Raw genomic sequence first — 17,029 nt, forward strand, 5'->3', positions numbered from 1 at the left:
TTCTGGAGTCTTCGCGTTTTCATCTTAGACGAGCCGACCGACGGCCCCCTGCGTATGGGGGGCCGTCGTCTATGTGATCGTGGTGTCGCTCGGGATCAGGCAGCCATGGTGGCCAGGTTGCGCTGACGCATGGTGGCCAGGGCGGCACGCTCGATCTGACGGACGCGCTCAGCGGTGATTCCCCACACCTTGCCGATGTCAGCGAGCTTGGCCTGGCGGCCGTCAACAAGTCCGTAGCGACGACGGACGACGTCGGCGGAACGCTCGTCAAGATCGTCGAGCAGACCTTCGAGACGACCACGGTCCTCGGCGTCCAGGACGATGTCGTCGGGACCGGGGGAGGTCTCACGGGCAATGAGGTCACCCAGGCTGGTGTCTCCGTCGTCCTCGACCGGGGCGTCGAGGGAGACGTGGTCGCGTCCGAAGCGGATGAGCTCGATGACGCGCTCCTCGGTGATCTCCAGCTCATCAGCGATCTCAGCGGTCTCGGGCTCGCGGCCCAGCTGGCGCTCGAGGTTGCGGCGAGCGGCTGAGACCTGGTTAACCTGTTCGGCGACGTGCACCGGAAGGCGGACGATGCGGCCCTGCTGAGCAATACCACGGCTGATGGCCTGACGAACCCACCAGGTGGCGTAGGTCGAGAACTTGAAGCCCTTGGCGTAGTCGAACTTCTCGACGGCGCGAATGAGGCCGGTATTGCCTTCCTGCACGAGGTCAAGAAGCGGCATCTGGGAGCGGCCGTACTTTCGGGCCACCGACACGACCAGGCGCAGGTTGGCGCGCACGAAGTGGGCCATTGCCTCGTCACCGTCAGCCGCGATGAGATGGAGCTCCTCTTTAGTGGCATCCGACTTGGTCTCGGCCTGACCCTCGAGAACGGCGCGTGCAAACACACCCGCTTCGATCCGGCGGGCCAACGCAACCTCCTCTGCGGCATTGAGCAGTGGGGTGCGGGCGATTCCGTCCAGGTAGAGGCCGACCGCGTCCTTTCCATCAATGCCATCGGTGGTACGAACCCGGGACTTGGTGTCCATGTGCTTCGCCTTTCTCCGTCTGACTGGCTGACACCTATATCAACGCCCGAAGGGATCGAATGTCATCCCTCATCAGCGGAAGAGTGCCTGCAGTCGTGGGCGAAGGCGGAGGATCAGACTGTGGTCTTACACAGTTGCGCAGTGCAGCCATTCCATGGCAGGAGGGTGAGAGGGGGACCCAGTTTGTGTCATCGGTCACGGGGTGCCACAATTGGCACAAGGTCTTGACGCCTGCCGGGCGTCGTATGCCCTTGGGTCCGTCAGGCGTGTGTTCGCCGGTTCTCCCGGACCCATTTTGAAGGGGACAGCACTGAAGGACTGGTCAGTCCTTGGAGAGGATACCCGTGTCGACCACCACGTCCAGCACTGCAAACACCGCTGCAGACGAGGAGGCGAAGACAGCCACCGCGAGGAAGAGCACACGTTCCACCTCTGCCAAGACCGGTACTACCGGCCGAGCCAAGAAGACCACGACGAAGACGAGCTCTTCGTCGACCACGAAGTCGTCGGCCAGGAAGTCTGCCGACGAGGCCAAGGCTCCCGCAGTCAAGAAGGCTGCTGGTGTCAAGACTGGTGCGAAGTCCACCAAGACGACCGCAGGGGGGACGACGAAGACCTCCGGTTCGAAGACTTCCAGAACCAAGTCGACGACGAAGCCGTCCGGAACCAAGTCCACTGGTACTAGGAAGTCCACGGCCAAGAAGTCGACCACCAGGGCGAAGGCCAAGAAGGAAACCACCATCGCCGAGGCTGCTTCCGGAGCGGTTGACGTGACGGTGGAGCGCGACGGCGACGACGTCGTGCTGACCGTTGGCGGCAAGAAGCGTTCCCTCGACGACGTCGACGACCGGGACTACAACCCGGACGAGGCCGCCAAGGACGAGCAGCAGATCAACAAGGAGACCGAGGGGTTCTCCCTGTCCGACAATGATGACGCCGACGAACCCGAGCAGACCGTCATGGTCGCGGGTGCCACCGCCGACCCCGTCAAGGATTACCTCAAGCAGATCGGCAAAGTGGCCCTGCTGAATGCTGTCGAGGAGGTTGACCTCGCCAAGCGCATCGAGGCTGGCCTGTTCGCCGGTGAGCAGCTGGCCGCCCCGGACGCCAAGATCCCAGAGAAGGATCGCGAGGACTACGAGTGGATCGCCGAGGACGGCAAGGCCGCCAAGAACCACCTGCTGGAGGCCAACCTCCGTCTGGTGGTGTCCCTGGCCAAGCGCTACACCGGCCGCGGCATGCTCTTCCTCGACCTCATCCAGGAAGGGAACCTCGGCCTCATCCGTGCCGTCGAGAAGTTCGATTACACCAAGGGTTACAAGTTCTCGACCTACGCGACGTGGTGGATCAAGCAGGCCATCACCCGAGCCATGGCTGACCAGGCCCGCACCATCCGTATTCCGGTGCACATGGTCGAGGTCATCAACAAGCTGGCCCGAGTGCAGCGTCAGATGCTCCAGGACCTGGGACGCGAACCCACCCCGGAGGAGCTGGCCAAGGAACTTGACATGACCGCTGAGAAGGTCGTCGAGGTGCAGAAGTACGGCCGTGAGCCGATTTCCCTGCACACCCCACTGGGCGAGGACGGCGACTCTGAGTTCGGCGATCTCATCGAGGATTCCGAGGCCATCGTGCCGGCCGACGCCGTCAACTTCACCCTCCTGCAGGAGCAGCTCCACGACGTCCTCGACACCCTGTCCGAGCGCGAGGCCGGCGTCGTCTCGATGCGATTCGGCCTGACCGACGGCCAGCCGAAGACCCTCGACGAGATCGGCAAGGTGTACGGCGTCACCCGTGAGCGCATTCGCCAGATCGAGTCCAAGACGATGTCGAAACTGCGCCACCCGAGCCGCTCCCAGGTGCTGCGCGATTACCTCGAATGAGGAATCATCACGACGAATGAAGGGGCGCCCGATCGGGCGCCCCTTCATCATGTCTGAGTGATCAAGACATCATCGTTTGACATCGTCAAGGAAGTGGCGGACGGTGATCTCGTCAGGATTGAACCCGTCGGGTAGCCCTTCGAGGTTCATGACGACAGTCTTCCCCGGTCGCATGTCGAGGGCCGAGACGTCAGCTCGGACGCCGGGCCACGGCGTCAGAACGCGGACGAAATAGGCGAACTTCGAGGCCCTCACCCGGACCTTTGCCGTCGTGGTTCCCGTCGGCGTCACCTCGACATCGAGTTCGGGGTCGGGCAGGGCGAGGTCGGCTATGTGTGTCAGGAAGAGCCGGTTGCTCGGCAGCATTGCCCCTTCAACCCACACGTAATGGCCGCCGTTTACCGGCACCTGGGCACGCGGTACCGACCACACCTTCTCTGACGTGGATGCCGGAACGGAGACCTTGACCTCGTGCGTCTGCTCAACAGTGCCGTTAAATCCCTCGATGCTGACGGTCACCGTGTCGGTGACGCGATTTGGCTGGACGTTGCTGACCCACAGTTCCAGGGCTTCGTCAGTCAGTCGCAGGATGGGTAGGGCCGGAGCGAATGCTCGAGCCGCGGCGTAATAGCCCGGCTTGGCCCCGAGATCATGATCGAGTAGGGACCACGTCATCCCTGGCCAGGGTTCATTGAGCTGCCAGACCAAGGTGCCGGCGCAGTGGGGCCAACGACGTCGATAGTGCTCGATGCCGTACTTGAGCCCTTCAGCCTGTACCACCTGGGTGGAGGTGACGTAGGACTGGAGCGAGGTGGGTCTTCCGACCTCGTACTCGAGGAGGGCCATCCCCTTGGCTTTCGGAGTGTCCTTGTTGCGTGCGATGAGCACCGGATCGTCGAGCTTCAGATGGTCCCTGCCGAGCCACCTCTCGAGGGTGGGCAGATCGGCGCTGGCGTGGATGCCGAACTCGCTGATGAAACGCCCGGTGTCATGGCGATAGCGGTGGAAGTGCATGGCCTCGGCCGGGCTGGCATAGTCCTCGTGGGTTCCGGCTCCGACGTCGGCTCCGTGCCAGACCTCCCAGGCATGACGATCGCCGGCACCGGTGCCATTGACACGCGGGTCTGTGTCGGCGTCGGTGGCAGGGCTGTTGGCCCAGTAATCCACGGTGGGACAGTTGCGACGAACGGCCGCGGGCAAGATCTCGTCAAAGATTTCCGATCCCCACTGGCCAGGGTTCAGGTTGCTCCAGACAGCCTGGTGCATGGCCTGCACCTCGTTGCCGCCGGCCCACAGGGCAAGGCTCGGGTGACTGGCCAGACGACGGGTCTGGTAATCGGCCTCGGTACGCACCTCAGACATGAATTCCTGGTCGTCACCGGGGTAGTCGATGCAGGCGAACATGAAGTCGTGCCAGACGAGGATGCCGTTCTCGTCGCAGGCGTCCATGAAGGTATCGGAGGCGTAGATCCCGCCACCCCAGACGCGCACCATCGTCATTCCGCCGTTGCGGCAGGCGCGTACGAGATCGCGATCCTGTTCCGGGGTCACCGAGCCCACCAACATTGACTGCGGAACGAGGTTGGCGCCCCGGGCGAAGACCGGCACGCCGTTGAGGATGAAGCGGAAGTGACGAGCGGGCCCGTCGTACTCGGGATCATCGGGATCGGGGGAATGGTCGACCTCGATCGTCCGGATGCCGGCCGTCCCGGACTCCGTGGCGATGGTGTTGGCGTCCTTGTCATGGGCGTTGACCTCGAGACGATACAACGACGGCTCGCCGAGATCGTGGGTCCACCACAGTTGCGGATGCTCGATGTGCAGCTCGACCGTGGCCACCCCGTCGCGGATGCGGGCATGGCCACCGGTGCGCTCTCCGGTGGGCGAGGTCAGGGAGACGTCGACGTCGAGAGGCCGAGGGCCGTCATGGTGGGTGACGGCCACGATGACGTTGACCGAGGCGGAGTCCCCGGAGATGGAGACGGTCTCGACGCGATGAGTGAGCTCGACAGGCGCCCGTCGGTACAGTTCTACCGCCCCCGTCAGTCCGATGGAGGGAACGCGCGGGGCAAAGTCCCATCCCCACGAGAACATCCCCTTGCGGCGTCGAGTCGCAGCCAGATCGAGGGTGAGGATCCCGGCTCCGGGGTCGGTGTCGAGCTCCTGTGGAGCCGCCGCATTGAGGAAGTCGCTCACGGCATTGACCATCGCCCGCGTGGCAGGCGGCTCGGTGAGACCGTCCAACGGGGGAGCGAAACGAATAAGGACCTCGGCCTGGTCCCCGTCAATGGCTGGAAGGATGGTCGAGAAGGGACGGTACTGGCTCGCATGGCGTCCGACGTGCTCTCCGTCGACCCAGATGTCCGCGACCGTGTCGACTCCTGTCAAGGACAGGACGAGGGGATCCTCCCCACTCGGCACAGGCAGGGTCCCGCGATACCACCAGGCGCAGTCCTCGACCCAGCGACAGTCCTTCTCGTGGTTCCTCAGGTAGGGGTGATCAATCACCCCGGCAGAAATGAGGCTTTCGTGGACACCACCTGGTACCACCGCGTCGATCCACTCGCAATCTTCGGCGGCCAACTCGACTGGATCGACGACACGCGGGTTGCTTGAGGTGAGCTGGAAGAGGGCACTCATGAGAACTCCTTTGTCGGCCCGAAGCACCTCTAAAACCTAGCACGGCTCAGTATTCATTGGTGGGCCAGGGGCAGGCAGTCCGCGTTTTCCCTCTATCGTTGGGCCCATGGCAGTGACGACGAAAACCTCGGCTCGACGTGGACCATACGCCAAGGGGGTTGCTCGCAGAGCCGAGATCCTTGACGTCGCCCTGCGGCTCTACGGCGCAAGTTCCGGCGAACGACCCACCCTGGCTGCCATTGCCGCTGAGGTCGGTCTCACCGAGGCTGGCGTGTTGCATTATTTCGGGACGATGGACGAGCTCTTCGTCGCCATCCTGGAGGCTCGCGACGCTCATGCCGTCGACGCCGGCGCGCTCACCGACCCCGATCATGTCTGGGCATACATGGCTGGGACGACCCGCACCCCGGGGTTGACGAAGCTCTTCGTCGACATGAGTGTGGCGGCCGCCGACCCCAACCATCCCGCACATGCCTTCATGGAAAGGCACCGCCAACGAGTCCACGAAGTTGTCAGGATGGCACTGAGGATCGATGACGAGCAGGCCGTGCGGCTGGCGGTGGCGGCGGCCGAGGGCTTGCAGATGAGGTGGATCCAGAACAAGGACACCGACATCGCCGGGGATCTCGAGGCCTTGGCCCGGGTGCTCACCAGCGGATCACTGGTGCTCGCTGAGGAAGGTCTGCCCGAGACTGGTGACGGCCTGGAATCCCAATGAGTCTCGCGCCTGGGCGTCGAAGGCATGGTTGAGCATTGGCAATTGCACGTGCGTGATGTCCACCCCGGCCTGGCGAGCGCGGGCAACGAAGTCTCGCACACTCGATGGCGGAACGAAGGTGTCGTGATTACCCTGGATCACCATCGTCGGAGGAGCCTTGGCTGTGATCCAGGTGGAACTGTTGACGGCGCGGTAGCGATCAGGGAATTGTTCTGGGGTGCCACCGGTGTACTTCGTCGCGGCATTTCCCGCTCCCAGGGTGGTGACTGACTGGACGGCTGCGACATCCACCGTCGGGTACAGGGCGAGAACTGATTTCGGGGCTCGCACCGGTCCGCAGGAACTCGTCAGCTTCCCACTCGCGGCGCCGTAGGCCAGGTTGATGGCCATCCCACCGCCAGCGGAATCCCCCATGATCGACACTCGGGTCGGGTCGCCACCGAGCTCCTTGGCGTGAGACAGGCTCCAGGCCCAGGCACACGCCACCTGCTTCGGTGCGATGTCCCAGGTGGGGTGACTTTTGGATGCCAGGGTGTACGAGGGACGGATGACCAACCAGCCATGGTCGGAAAACCACCTCAAGGTGGCAGGCATGGTGGCATTGGTGTTCCATCCTCCGCCGTGAATGTCGACCAGAACCGGGGTATCGTGGTTTCGCGGACGATAGATCTGGGCCGTCTCGTCGGGTCCCGATCCATACCGGACCGTCTCGTCAGGATGATCTGCCATCGATGACACCGCAGCGGCTGAGAAGACGTTGATCCATCCACCGGCCCGATCGGTCACCCACATCGTCGACGCTGTGACGGATGTCGGAATGATGAGGGCCATCACCGAGATGACGACCGCCGTCATTCGCAGGCCACCTCGTCCCAGAAGGGCGAGGATGAGGGCAATGGCGGCAATGACCAATGCCGGTACGGCCAACGAACCCGCCAGAACGGAGGAGACGAAGGTCAGGGCATGGTGGGACGGCAGGATCGCAGCCACTGACCACGCCAGCACTGGAACGGCTAGTACCAGACCCACGAGACCAGAAGCGGTGCGTAGCCAGGAATGACGAGAGCCTTTCGTGTCTGCCACGCGTCCACCGTACTCAAGGGCTGTGGTCGGTGGGATCATGGTGCGGGAGGGAGCGATGGTTATTCGGATCAGACAGGCGGCCGCCGGCGACGGGCAGGCCATTGCGGCGTGCATGAGGAGATGTTGGAGGAGTCCTTCCTCAACTGTTCGCCATGGTGTCTGGACTGGTTCGACAATTCGACCGTTGCGAACCGGGCCTCTGTGAGGCCCCGGACCGGTAGGATCAGGTCATGGATACGTCAGTCAAGGTTGACATGCCGTCAAGACCGGCGCACGACTCGGCCACCGCTCCCGGTCGTTTCGTCGTCAGGGATGCTCATCGTGAGGACCTTCCTGAGGCTGCGGCTGTTCAGGCAGTGTGCTTCCGGGAAATCGGTCAGGGGGTGATCCCCGACGACATCCTCACCGAGGTTACCGGCCCCGGTATCGTCCACACCACCATCGAGCAGTGGAAGCAGTTCATGGACGACGGTGCGGTTTTCAAGATCCTCGTCGATCGCCTCGACATGAGGACCGTCGGAGTGGCAATGGCACGCATCTCCACCAGCCCGGATGCTCCCACGCCGTGGGAGGTTGCGACCCTCCACGTCCTTCCCGAAGCTCGTAACTGCGGGGCCTCGGACGATCTCCTCAACGCCTGCATCGGACATCGCTCGGCCTATGTGTGGCTCTTCGCTGATAACGCCCGCGCGATCAAGTTCTACGAGCGCCACGGGTTCCACGTCGACGACACTGATGGTGCCGTCGACGACTCTCTCGGTGGGGTGGAACTTCAGCGGCTCATTCGTGAGGACGCGATCGAAGCCGAATGACGGTCCACCTGGTTGCTGTAGGTCGTTGCCAGACACCCAACTCTGGGGTCGCCGGTGGCACCGGACAGTGCAACGGCGTGGGCAGCCAGGGGGCGAATTCGGCGCTGCACCGCCGTCCGGGGCGGTAACCCCGACACGCCGACGATCGCGGGTTCCTCAGGTATGGGAGGAGAGTTTCGTGGTGTCGTCCTGGATGTGCAGGGCCACCTGCTTCAGCTTGTCCTCGTGAGCCCTGGCGTGGTGGGCACAGAAGAGGAGCTCGCCACCATTGCGCAGCGTGATGCGCACATAGGCCTGTGCGCCGCAACGATCACAACGGTCCGCAGTGGTGAGGGCGTGGTGCTCGATCATCGTGGTGCTCATGACAACCTCCTCCGGTTCAAGTGTTCAGTCACCGTATGAACAACGTACGTCATCGTGCGAATGTTCCCAGGAGTATCGCGGAATGAACGCCGCTGGGCACGAACATTCTTGTCGAAAGCCTGTCCGAGTGTGCCGATAGGCTGTCTGCGTGACCATGGACAAGATCTCCATCCCATCATCCGTCGCTGCTGACACCTCAGCCAGTGCCGGAAACACAGTGCGCACGGCGTCGACGAGCCGTGAGTACGGCGCGAAGAACCTCTTGGTGCTTGAAGGTCTGGAGGCCGTCCGAAAGCGTCCCGCCATGTACATCGGGTCGACCGACACCCGCGGACTCATGCACTGTCTGTGGGAGATCTTCGACAACGGTGTCGACGAGGCGCTGGCCGGGTTCGGGCGTCGCATCACCGTCACCTTGGAAAAGGGCGGGTCGATCCTCGTCACCGACGAGGGACGCGGTATTCCGGTCGACGTCGAGCCGAGGACCGGGCTGAGCGGCGTCGAGGTGGTCTACACCAAGCTCCATGCCGGCGGAAAGTTTGGTGGCGGGGCCTACAACGTCTCAGGCGGTCTGCACGGCGTGGGCGCATCGGTCGTCAATGCCGTCTCCTCCCGTCTGGACGTCGAGGTGGACCGCAAGTCCACGGTGTGGGGGATGAGCTTCCGACGCGGTGTCCCCGGTTCCTTCGACGGGGACGGCCCCGATGCCCCCTTCACCCCCGAGTCCGGGGTGCGCAAGATCGGCAAGGCCAAGCGCGGAGCCACCGGTACCCGGGTGCGCTACTGGCCGGACCGGCAGATCTTCCTGCCTGATGCCAAGCTGTCGTGGTCCAAGCTTGCCGATCGTGCTCGTCAGACGGCTTTCCTCGTTCCGGGTCTGGAGATCGTCATCACCGACGAACGTGGGATCCAGACTGATCCGGAGACCGGCGACGTCATCGAGACCGTTTCCGAGACGATGCGCTTCGACGGTGGTATCTCCGAGTTCGCCGAGTACCTCGCCAATGACCAGCCGGTCAATGACGTCATGAGGTTGCAGGGTGGAGCCTCCTTCACCGAGACCGTTCCGATGCTCGACGAGAACGGTGGCATGACGCCGACCGACGTCGACCGCGACCTCGAGGTGGACATCGCCCTGCGCTGGGGCACCGGGTACGACACCACGGTGCGCTCCTTCGTCAACATCATCGCCACTCCCAAGGGAGGCACCCATGTCCAGGGGTTCGAGCAGGGCCTGCTGCGAGCCTTCAACGCAGGCCTGGAGGGGACGCGGATCCTCAAGTCGTCCGAGGAGATCGTCAAGGACGACGTCCTGGAGGGCCTGACGGCCGTGGTGACGGTGAGTCTCGCCGAACCTCAGTTCGAGGGCCAGACCAAGGAGGTGCTGGGCACCCCGCCGGTGCGCCGTCTGGTGGCTCGCATCGTCGAGGAGAGGATGGCGGCCTTCCTGACCTCGGCCAAGGCTGCCGACAAGCCGGTGGCACGCACCCTCATGGAGAAGGTCGTCAATGCCTCCCGGACGCGGGTCGCGGCCCGCGCCCACAAGGAGAACCAGCGCCGCAAGAATGCCTTGGAGTCCTCGCACCTTCCTCCCAAGCTCAAGGACTGCCGCTCCTCGGATCCCGACGTGACCGAGCTGTTCATCGTCGAGGGCGACTCTGCCCTGGGAACGGCCAACGTGGCCCGCAACTCCGAGCACCAGGCCCTGCTGCCGATCCGAGGCAAGATCCTCAACGTTCAGAAGGCCGACCTCGGCGCCATGCTCAAGAACCTCGAGTGCGCGTCGATCCTCCAGGTTGTCGGGGCCGGGTCGGGAAAGACGTTCTACCTCGACCAGGCCCGCTACGGCAAGGTCATCTTCATGGCTGACGCCGACTCCGACGGCGCCCACATCCGCTGCTTGCTGGCAACCCTCTTCTTCCGCTACATGCGCCCGATGGTGGAAGCGGGCCGGGTGTTCTCGGCCGTGCCTCCGCTGCACCGCTTCGAGCTCATCAATCCCAAGCGCGGGATGGACAAATACCTCTACACCTACACTGACGCCGAGTACCAGCGCACCGCCGCCCAGTTGACCAAGAAGGGGGTGCGGTTCAAGGAACCGCAGCGGTACAAGGGTCTGGGTGAGATGGACGCCTCCCAGCTCAAGGAGACGACGATGGACCCGCGACATCGCACCTTGCGTCGCATCACCGTCGACGATGCCGCCGAGGCCGAGAGCACCTTCGAGATCCTCATGGGCAACGACGTGGCCCCGCGTAAGCAGTTCATCGTCGAGGGGGCCTATCGTCTCGACGCTGAACAGATCGACGCCTGAGAGGGCTTGCTCACGGCTCGTTAATGCTGCCTCGCGGTGACGCTGTGAGGTGCAATCGGTGTGCTGCCTAGGTGACTGGTCTTAAGCGATGCCACGGCCCTGGGCGGATAGGAGTAGGCCATGCTGGATCACATACGACAGTCCGGTGGCGGATACAACGACAAGATTGATGGAGAATCCGCTGCGGGGAGGCTGCAGCAATGATCTGGTTCCACCTTGCTGTGGCCATCATCTTCATCATCATCGGGTCGCGCCTCGGTGGGGTTGGTGTCGGGCTCGTGGGAGGCGCGGGATGTATTGTCCTCGCCGCCACTGGTCTCCACACGAAAGTAGCTGAGGACATTCCCTGGACGGTCATCGGAATCATCATGACCGTCATCTGCGCCATCGCAGCCCTCCAACTTGCAGGTGGTATGGACTACTTGGTGCACCTGACTGAGGTCATGCTGCGCAAGAACCCGACCACATCAATTATCTTGCGCCGTTATCAACGTTCCTCCTCTCCTTGCTGTGTGGCACTGGACATACCGCATATTTTGTGTTGCCTATCATCGTCGAAGTGGCGAAGGAGCACAAGATCAGACCGTCGAGACCGTTGTCCATAGCTGTTGTTGCGTCCCAGGTCGCGGTTGCATCCTCACCGATTTCGGCATCGACATTGGCGTTGGTCGGAGTTCTGGAGCCGTTGGGGGTGGGATACCTCAAGATTCTTGCGGTGACGATTCCTACCACCTTTATCGGGTGCGCTGTTGGTGCGGTTGTGGCATCGCACCAGGGCAAAGATCTCGAGGATGACCCGGTCTGTCAGGAACGCGAGGCCAAGGGCTTGGTGAGCCACAATGCGGCTGTCGGCGACACCGCCTGGAAGCCAAAGCGATCGGCCGTACCCAGCCTTGTCGCCTTCCTGATCGCCCTTGTCGTGGTGGTCGGTTACGCCACCATTTCGTCAGAGGAAGTCGGTGTGCTGTCCAAGCTACCTATGACGTCGTCGGCGGCGATCATGCTCATCATGTTGGCGACAGCGATGATCATCTGCATGATCTCGCATGAGGACGTCAAGCAGCTCACTACCCAGGCGACATTTAGGGCCGGAATGTCAGCAGCAATCTGTATTCTGGGGCTGGCATGGCTTGGCAACATGTTTGTCAATAGCTACATGGACGTCCTGACCCATGCTGGCGCTTCGATCCTGCACTCCGCCCCGTGGTTCCTGTCGGTGATCCTGTATCTGGCTGCGCCACTGATGTTCTCTCACGCTGCGACCACCGTTGCCTTCATGCCGGTGGTGGCCAAGATCGGTGTGTCACCCGCGGTGATGCTGGCTTGCTACCCGGCAGTGGCCAATTACTATCTGCTGCCGAACTACCCTACGACGGTTGCCGCTATGGAGATGGACGACACCGGCTCGACGCGAGTTGGACGCATCGTCTTCAACCATCCCTTCGTCATTCCGGGGACCGTCTCGATCGTCGTGACGATCCTGGTGGGAGCTTTTTGGGTTCCCGTCGTGCTGGGTTGATGCTGCGATGAGCAGTGACCACAAGTGGCTGGGCACCGCTAAACTCCACAACCATGAGCCACGTCGACGTGCCGGCGGACCAACGCAAACGCGTCTTCGCCTGGGCCATGTGGGATCCGGGCACTCAGCCTTTCGCATCGGTCATCACCACCTTCGTCTTTGCCGTTTACCTTGTCGGTGACGCCTTCGGGCCGAAGGACACCACCGTCACGGCCCTGTCATGGACGATGAGTCTGGCCGGTCTGGCGATCGCCTTGCTGGCGCCGATCGTCGGCCAGTGGGCAGATAGACGAGGACGCCAGGTGACTGCCCTGAAATGGCTCACCTGGACCCTGACCGTGATGTCCGGGCTGCTGTTCTTCGTCAAGCCCCATCCGTCCTACCTCCTCCTTGGGCTGGTGTTGTTGGGAGTCGGCACGGTCATCTCGGATGTCGGCAGCTCGCTGTACAACGGCATGCTCGACGACGTCGCGGAGCCCGGCAAGATCGGTCGCATTTCCGGTCTGGGATGGGGCATGGGTTACCTGGGCGGCATCATCGCTCTGCTCGTCATCTACATCGCCTGGATCAAGCCGAAGGTCGGTTGGTTCGGGGTCACGAGCCACGAAGGCATGAACATCCGTGTGGCGATGCTGTTCTGCGCCATCTGGATTCTGGCGCTGACCCTGCCCATCTTCCTCATCCTGCGTGACGACCCACGCCCGGTGGACCAGTCCGAGCCCCAGTTACGAGGATTCCGCGCGCTGGGACATGCCTACGCCGAACTGTGGCGCAGCGTGGTGAGAATCTGGCACATCAGCCGCAACACCATCATCTTCCTCGTCGCCTCGGCGCTGTTCCGTGACGGCCTCAACGGCGTCTTCCAGTTCGGTGGCCCGTTGGCCCGTCAGACCTTTGGATTCAGCGCTGCCGATGTCCTCATCTTCGGCATCGTGGCCAATCTGGTCGCCGGTATCTCGACTATCCTGCTGGGACGCCTGGACGACCGGATCGGTCCCAAACACCTCATCATCGTCTCTTTGGTCGTGCTGTCTGCCTGTGGCATCGGTGTCTTCATCGGCCACAACGGTTCGGCCATGGTGTTCTGGGTGCTCGGCCTCATCATGTGCGGCTTCGTCGGCCCGGCCCAGTCGGCCTCGCGAAGTCTCCTCGCCCGGATCTGTCCGCCGGGATGCCAAGGCGAGGTGTTCGGCCTCTACGCCACGACGGGTAAGGCGGTGTCCTTCCTGGCACCAGCCCTCTTCGGTCTCCTCGTCACGATGGGACACGCCGTCACGGGTGGCGACAACAACCAGTACTGGGGAATCATCGGTATCGTCCTGATGCTCGTGGTCGGTCTGGTGGCGATGATCCCGGTCAGCACCGCCGAGCCCCAGAACAAGTGATTGGTTCAGGCATCCCGGCTCACCTGAACCAGGACACCTGGACAGGCAACTGTTCGCGGACGACTGGGATCAGCAGACCCGCTCGACCCGTCCGGTCGTGACGTCGTAGACCATGCCGCACACGTCGGCGGCCACCAGCGGGTCCCGGCGTAGAGTCGCGACATCGTGACGCAGGCCAGCCATCTGATCGGGGGTTGATCCGATACGCATGCCTGACAGGTCAGTGCCGTCGGTCTGTCGCACCTTCTCGATGACCGAGGTGTCGTCCCCGCTGGCCATCGCGCACTTGGTGTGGGCCAGCATGACGATTCGATCAATCCCGAGGACGTGAGAGCCCACGACGAGCCCGATGCGAGCATCGGGGGTCAACCGGCCACCAGGAGTACGCAGCACCTTCGCGTCCCCGACCTTGAGATCGAAGATTGCCGGAGGATCCAGCCGGGAATCCATGCAACAGACGATCCCGACCCCTCGAGCTGCCTGCCCCGGCACGTCTGCCAGGTCGAAGGACTCGGCATAGCGGGCATTGCCATCCATCAGGTCGTCGAACATGGTCACAGTCTCCTGATCAGCTGAAGAGATCCGGTTCTGATTCGTCGTCGTGCTCAGTCTTGGTACGGCGACGACGGCGGTGCGGCTTGGACTCCTCCGAGTCCTTCGCGAGGGTCGACTCCGGGGCGGGGATGAGAGCTCCGCCCGCGTCTGGAGTCGTCCCGTCCTTGACAGCGGTGGGTTCGAGATCGTCGTCCGAGGTGTCCGGATCGAGCCGGTCGGCGGGATTGGCCACGTCGTCACCGCCATGATTACGGGTACTGACGGCCAGGATGGGCTGGCGTCCCTGATCCCCGGAACCGTCACGACGCAGGCTCGGCTCCGGCAGCTCGACAGGAACACCGGATGCCGCACATGCCACGGCAGGGTCAGGGCCGATCCAGGCGAGCACCAAGGCCGTTTCACCCTTGAGGAAGCGCTGACATCTCATGCCGCCGGTCGCACGGCCCTTGGGCGGAAACTGGTCGAAGGGGGTTACCTTGACCGAACCGGGCTCCTTGCCGGCGGCAGCGGGGGAGGAGGCCGCAATCGTCACGACCGACGAGCTATGGCTGGGAGCCGCGCCGAAGAAGACGACTGGGTCCTTGGCCTTGATACCGGCCACACCACCACCGGAACGTCCTTGCGGGCGCACCGCCGAGGCCGGGAAGTGAAGCAGGGAGGCGCCTTCGGTGACGAAGCACAGTTCGAGGTCCTCGTCGTCCAGCTCGACGGCTCCGACGACCTCGTCACCGTCCTTGAGACTGATGACCTCCCAGAAATCCTTGCCGAGCAGTTCCGGATTGACGCGTTTGACGATGCCGTTTCGGGTTCCCAGGGCCAGGGAGGGGCCTTCCCCGGACAAACTCGTCACCGCGAGGGCCTTCTCATCCTTCTCCAGCCCCACGAGGTCCGCCAGCGGGGTGCCACCGGCCACCGACGGTGCGGTGGCAGTCACGGGCAGACTGGCCAGCTCGATGGCATGTGCCCTGATGAGACGACCAGCACTGGTGATGATACCGAAATCACCACGGGCGGTGGTGCGGGCACGGGAGATGATGACGTCATGGCTGGCTCTGTCCCCGCCACTGGGCAGGTCATCCTCGGTGTCGATACGGGCCAGCAGACCGGTGGCCGACAACAGCACCCAGCAGGGATCGTCGGGGACCTCCAGCGGGGCGGAGGCGGCAGCGACGGCGGGAGCCGCTCCCAGCAGTACGGTGCGACGAGGCGTGCCGTACTTGGTGGACACCTCGGCCAGGTCTTTCGAGACGACTCGACGCAGTTCGGACTCGTCATTGACGATGAGAGCAAGCCCCTCGATGCGCTCGCTCAGCTCGTCACGCTCGGACTCCAACTCGATCGTGGAGAACTTGGTGAGTCGACGAAGCTGCATGTCGAGGATGTAGTTGGCTTGCACCTCGTCGAGGTTGAAGGCTGCCATGAGTCGGGTGCGGGCCGTTGCCGCGTCCTCGGAGGACCGGATGATGGCAATGACGTCGTCGATGTCGACGATGGCCAGCAACAGTCCCTCGACGAGGTGCAGCCGGTCCTTGGCCTTGTTGAGCTGGAAGTTGGTGCGCCGCAGCGTGACCTCGAGGCGATGGTCGAGGTAGACCTGCAACATCTCCTTCAGACCGAGGGTTCGCGGCTGTCCCTCGACCAGGCTGACGGCGTTGATCGCGAAGGAGTCCTCGAGCTTGGTGAGCTTGTACAACCGCTCCAGCAGGGCCTCCGGGTTGATGCCGTTCTTGACCTCTATCACCAGACGGGTGCCGTTGGCCAGGTCGGTGAGGTCCTTGACGTCGGAGATGCCGGTGATCTTCTTGGACTGCACCAAGGTCTTGATCTGGTCGATGATGCGCTCCGGGCCGACCATGTACGGCAGCTCGGTGACGACGATGCCGCGGCGTCGCGGGGAGACCTTCTCGATGCGGGCGGTGGCGCGGATCTTGAAGGAGCCCTTGCCGGTTCGGTAGGCGCCAGCGATGCCGTCAAGGCCGACGATCCGCCCGCCGGTGGGCAGATCCGGTCCCGGCACGAAGCGCATGATCTCCTCGAGATCAGTTTCCGGGTGGTCGAGCATGTGACGCAGGGCCGCAACGACCTCGACGAGGTTGTGTGGCGGAATGTTGGTGGCCATACCCACCGCGATGCCCGACGCTCCGTTGACGAGCAGGTTCGGGAAGGCGGCCGGCAGAACCGACGGCTCGGTCTCCTTACCGTCGTAGTTGGGCTCGAAGTCGACGGTGTCCTCGGCGAGCCCGTCAATCATGGCCAGGGCCGGGGGAGCCATCCGGCACTCGGTGTAACGCATGGCGGCCGGGCCGGCATCCAGGGATCCGAAGTTGCCGTGCCCGTCGACCAGAGGGAGGCGCATGGCCCAGGGCTGGGCGGTGCGGACGAGGGCGTCGTAGATGGCGGCGTCACCGTGAGGGTGGAGCTGACCCATGACCTGACCGACGACACGGGCCGATTTCACATGGGCGCGATCCGGGCGGACCCCCATGTCACCCATGGTGAAGAGGATGCGACGCTGAACGGGTTTGAGGCCGTCACGGGCATCGGGCAGGGCACGAGAGTAGATGACGGAGTAGGCGTACTCGAGGAAGCTGTTCTCCATCTCGCGGGAGACATCGACGTCGATGATGTTCTCGGTGAAGTCGTCATCCACCCTCTTCTTGGCCATCGTGATACCTCCCTAGCAGCACACGCTAACGACCTATATTGGTCGATCGGCGCGAAAT

At 63.3% G+C, this 17,029-nt stretch carries 11 protein-coding genes and 1 pseudogene; 6 read left to right on the forward strand and 6 right to left on the reverse strand.

Features of this window, described 5'->3' with window-relative positions:
* Window positions 1-95 precede the first annotated feature (95 nt).
* Window positions 96-1,034 carry a sigma-70 family RNA polymerase sigma factor gene (locus ACP8ML_RS05250; protein WP_004811533.1) on the reverse strand — a complete coding sequence of 313 codons (939 nt, stop codon included), beginning with the start codon at window positions 1,032-1,034 and terminating at the stop codon, window positions 96-98.
* A 329-nt stretch (window positions 1,035-1,363) separates the two neighbouring features.
* Here ACP8ML_RS05250 and ACP8ML_RS05255 point away from each other — a divergent pair, with 329 nt between their 5' ends.
* Window positions 1,364-2,917: an RNA polymerase sigma factor gene (locus tag ACP8ML_RS05255; protein ID WP_117189601.1), complete on the forward strand. Its 1,554-nt coding sequence runs from the start codon at window positions 1,364-1,366 to the stop codon at window positions 2,915-2,917.
* Window positions 2,918-2,986: 69 nt separating this feature from the next.
* On the opposite strand, the gene ACP8ML_RS05260 is transcribed toward ACP8ML_RS05255, so the two are convergent.
* Complete coding sequence (locus ACP8ML_RS05260; protein WP_117189602.1) at window positions 2,987-5,557, reverse strand: glycoside hydrolase family 2 protein; 2,571 nt, start codon at window positions 5,555-5,557, stop codon at window positions 2,987-2,989.
* Between the two features lie 106 nt (window positions 5,558-5,663).
* Here ACP8ML_RS05260 and ACP8ML_RS05265 point away from each other — a divergent pair, with 106 nt between their 5' ends.
* The gene (locus tag ACP8ML_RS05265; RefSeq protein ID WP_016667524.1) at window positions 5,664-6,275 is read left to right on the forward strand and encodes a TetR/AcrR family transcriptional regulator; all 612 of its coding nucleotides are present in this window, start codon (window positions 5,664-5,666) and stop codon (window positions 6,273-6,275) included.
* On the opposite strand, the gene ACP8ML_RS05270 is transcribed toward ACP8ML_RS05265, so the two are convergent.
* Complete coding sequence (locus ACP8ML_RS05270; protein ID WP_036976581.1) at window positions 6,216-7,397, reverse strand: alpha/beta hydrolase; 1,182 nt, start codon at window positions 7,395-7,397, stop codon at window positions 6,216-6,218. The two genes, ACP8ML_RS05265 and ACP8ML_RS05270, sit on opposite strands and share 60 nt — an antisense overlap.
* Window positions 7,398-7,588: 191 nt before the next feature.
* Here ACP8ML_RS05270 and ACP8ML_RS05275 point away from each other — a divergent pair, with 191 nt between their 5' ends.
* Complete coding sequence (locus tag ACP8ML_RS05275; protein ID WP_065672671.1) at window positions 7,589-8,170, forward strand: GNAT family N-acetyltransferase; 582 nt, start codon at window positions 7,589-7,591, stop codon at window positions 8,168-8,170.
* A gap of 156 nt (window positions 8,171-8,326) precedes the next feature.
* Here the strand turns inward: ACP8ML_RS05275 and ACP8ML_RS05280 are convergent, their stop codons facing one another.
* A complete protein-coding gene (locus ACP8ML_RS05280) occupies window positions 8,327-8,533 on the reverse strand; it encodes a DUF7455 domain-containing protein (protein ID WP_016667527.1) in 207 nt (68 codons plus the stop codon).
* Window positions 8,534-8,687: 154 nt separating this feature from the next.
* On the opposite strand from ACP8ML_RS05280, the gene ACP8ML_RS05285 reads away from it, so the two are divergent.
* From ACP8ML_RS05285 to ACP8ML_RS05295, 3 genes and pseudogenes are all read left to right on the forward strand, one after another.
* Complete coding sequence (locus ACP8ML_RS05285) at window positions 8,688-10,847, forward strand: DNA gyrase/topoisomerase IV subunit B (protein WP_065672857.1); 2,160 nt, start codon at window positions 8,688-8,690, stop codon at window positions 10,845-10,847.
* 200 nt (window positions 10,848-11,047) lie between these two features.
* Window positions 11,048-12,366 (forward strand): annotated as a pseudogene (locus ACP8ML_RS05290) (anaerobic C4-dicarboxylate transporter family protein).
* A 53-nt stretch (window positions 12,367-12,419) separates the two neighbouring features.
* The gene (locus ACP8ML_RS05295; RefSeq protein ID WP_117189603.1) at window positions 12,420-13,751 is read left to right on the forward strand and encodes an MFS transporter; all 1,332 of its coding nucleotides are present in this window, start codon (window positions 12,420-12,422) and stop codon (window positions 13,749-13,751) included.
* A 69-nt stretch (window positions 13,752-13,820) separates the two neighbouring features.
* Here the strand turns inward: ACP8ML_RS05295 and ACP8ML_RS05300 are convergent, their stop codons facing one another.
* Window positions 13,821-14,303 carry a carbonic anhydrase gene (locus ACP8ML_RS05300; RefSeq protein ID WP_065672673.1) on the reverse strand — a complete coding sequence of 161 codons (483 nt, stop codon included), beginning with the start codon at window positions 14,301-14,303 and terminating at the stop codon, window positions 13,821-13,823.
* Window positions 14,304-14,319: 16 nt separating this feature from the next.
* Window positions 14,320-16,971: a DNA gyrase/topoisomerase IV subunit A gene (locus ACP8ML_RS05305; RefSeq protein ID WP_117189604.1), complete on the reverse strand. Its 2,652-nt coding sequence runs from the start codon at window positions 16,969-16,971 to the stop codon at window positions 14,320-14,322.
* Between the last annotated feature and the right edge of the window lie 58 nt (window positions 16,972-17,029).

It is taken from the genome of Cutibacterium sp. LaCa_255 (genome assembly GCF_057458005.1).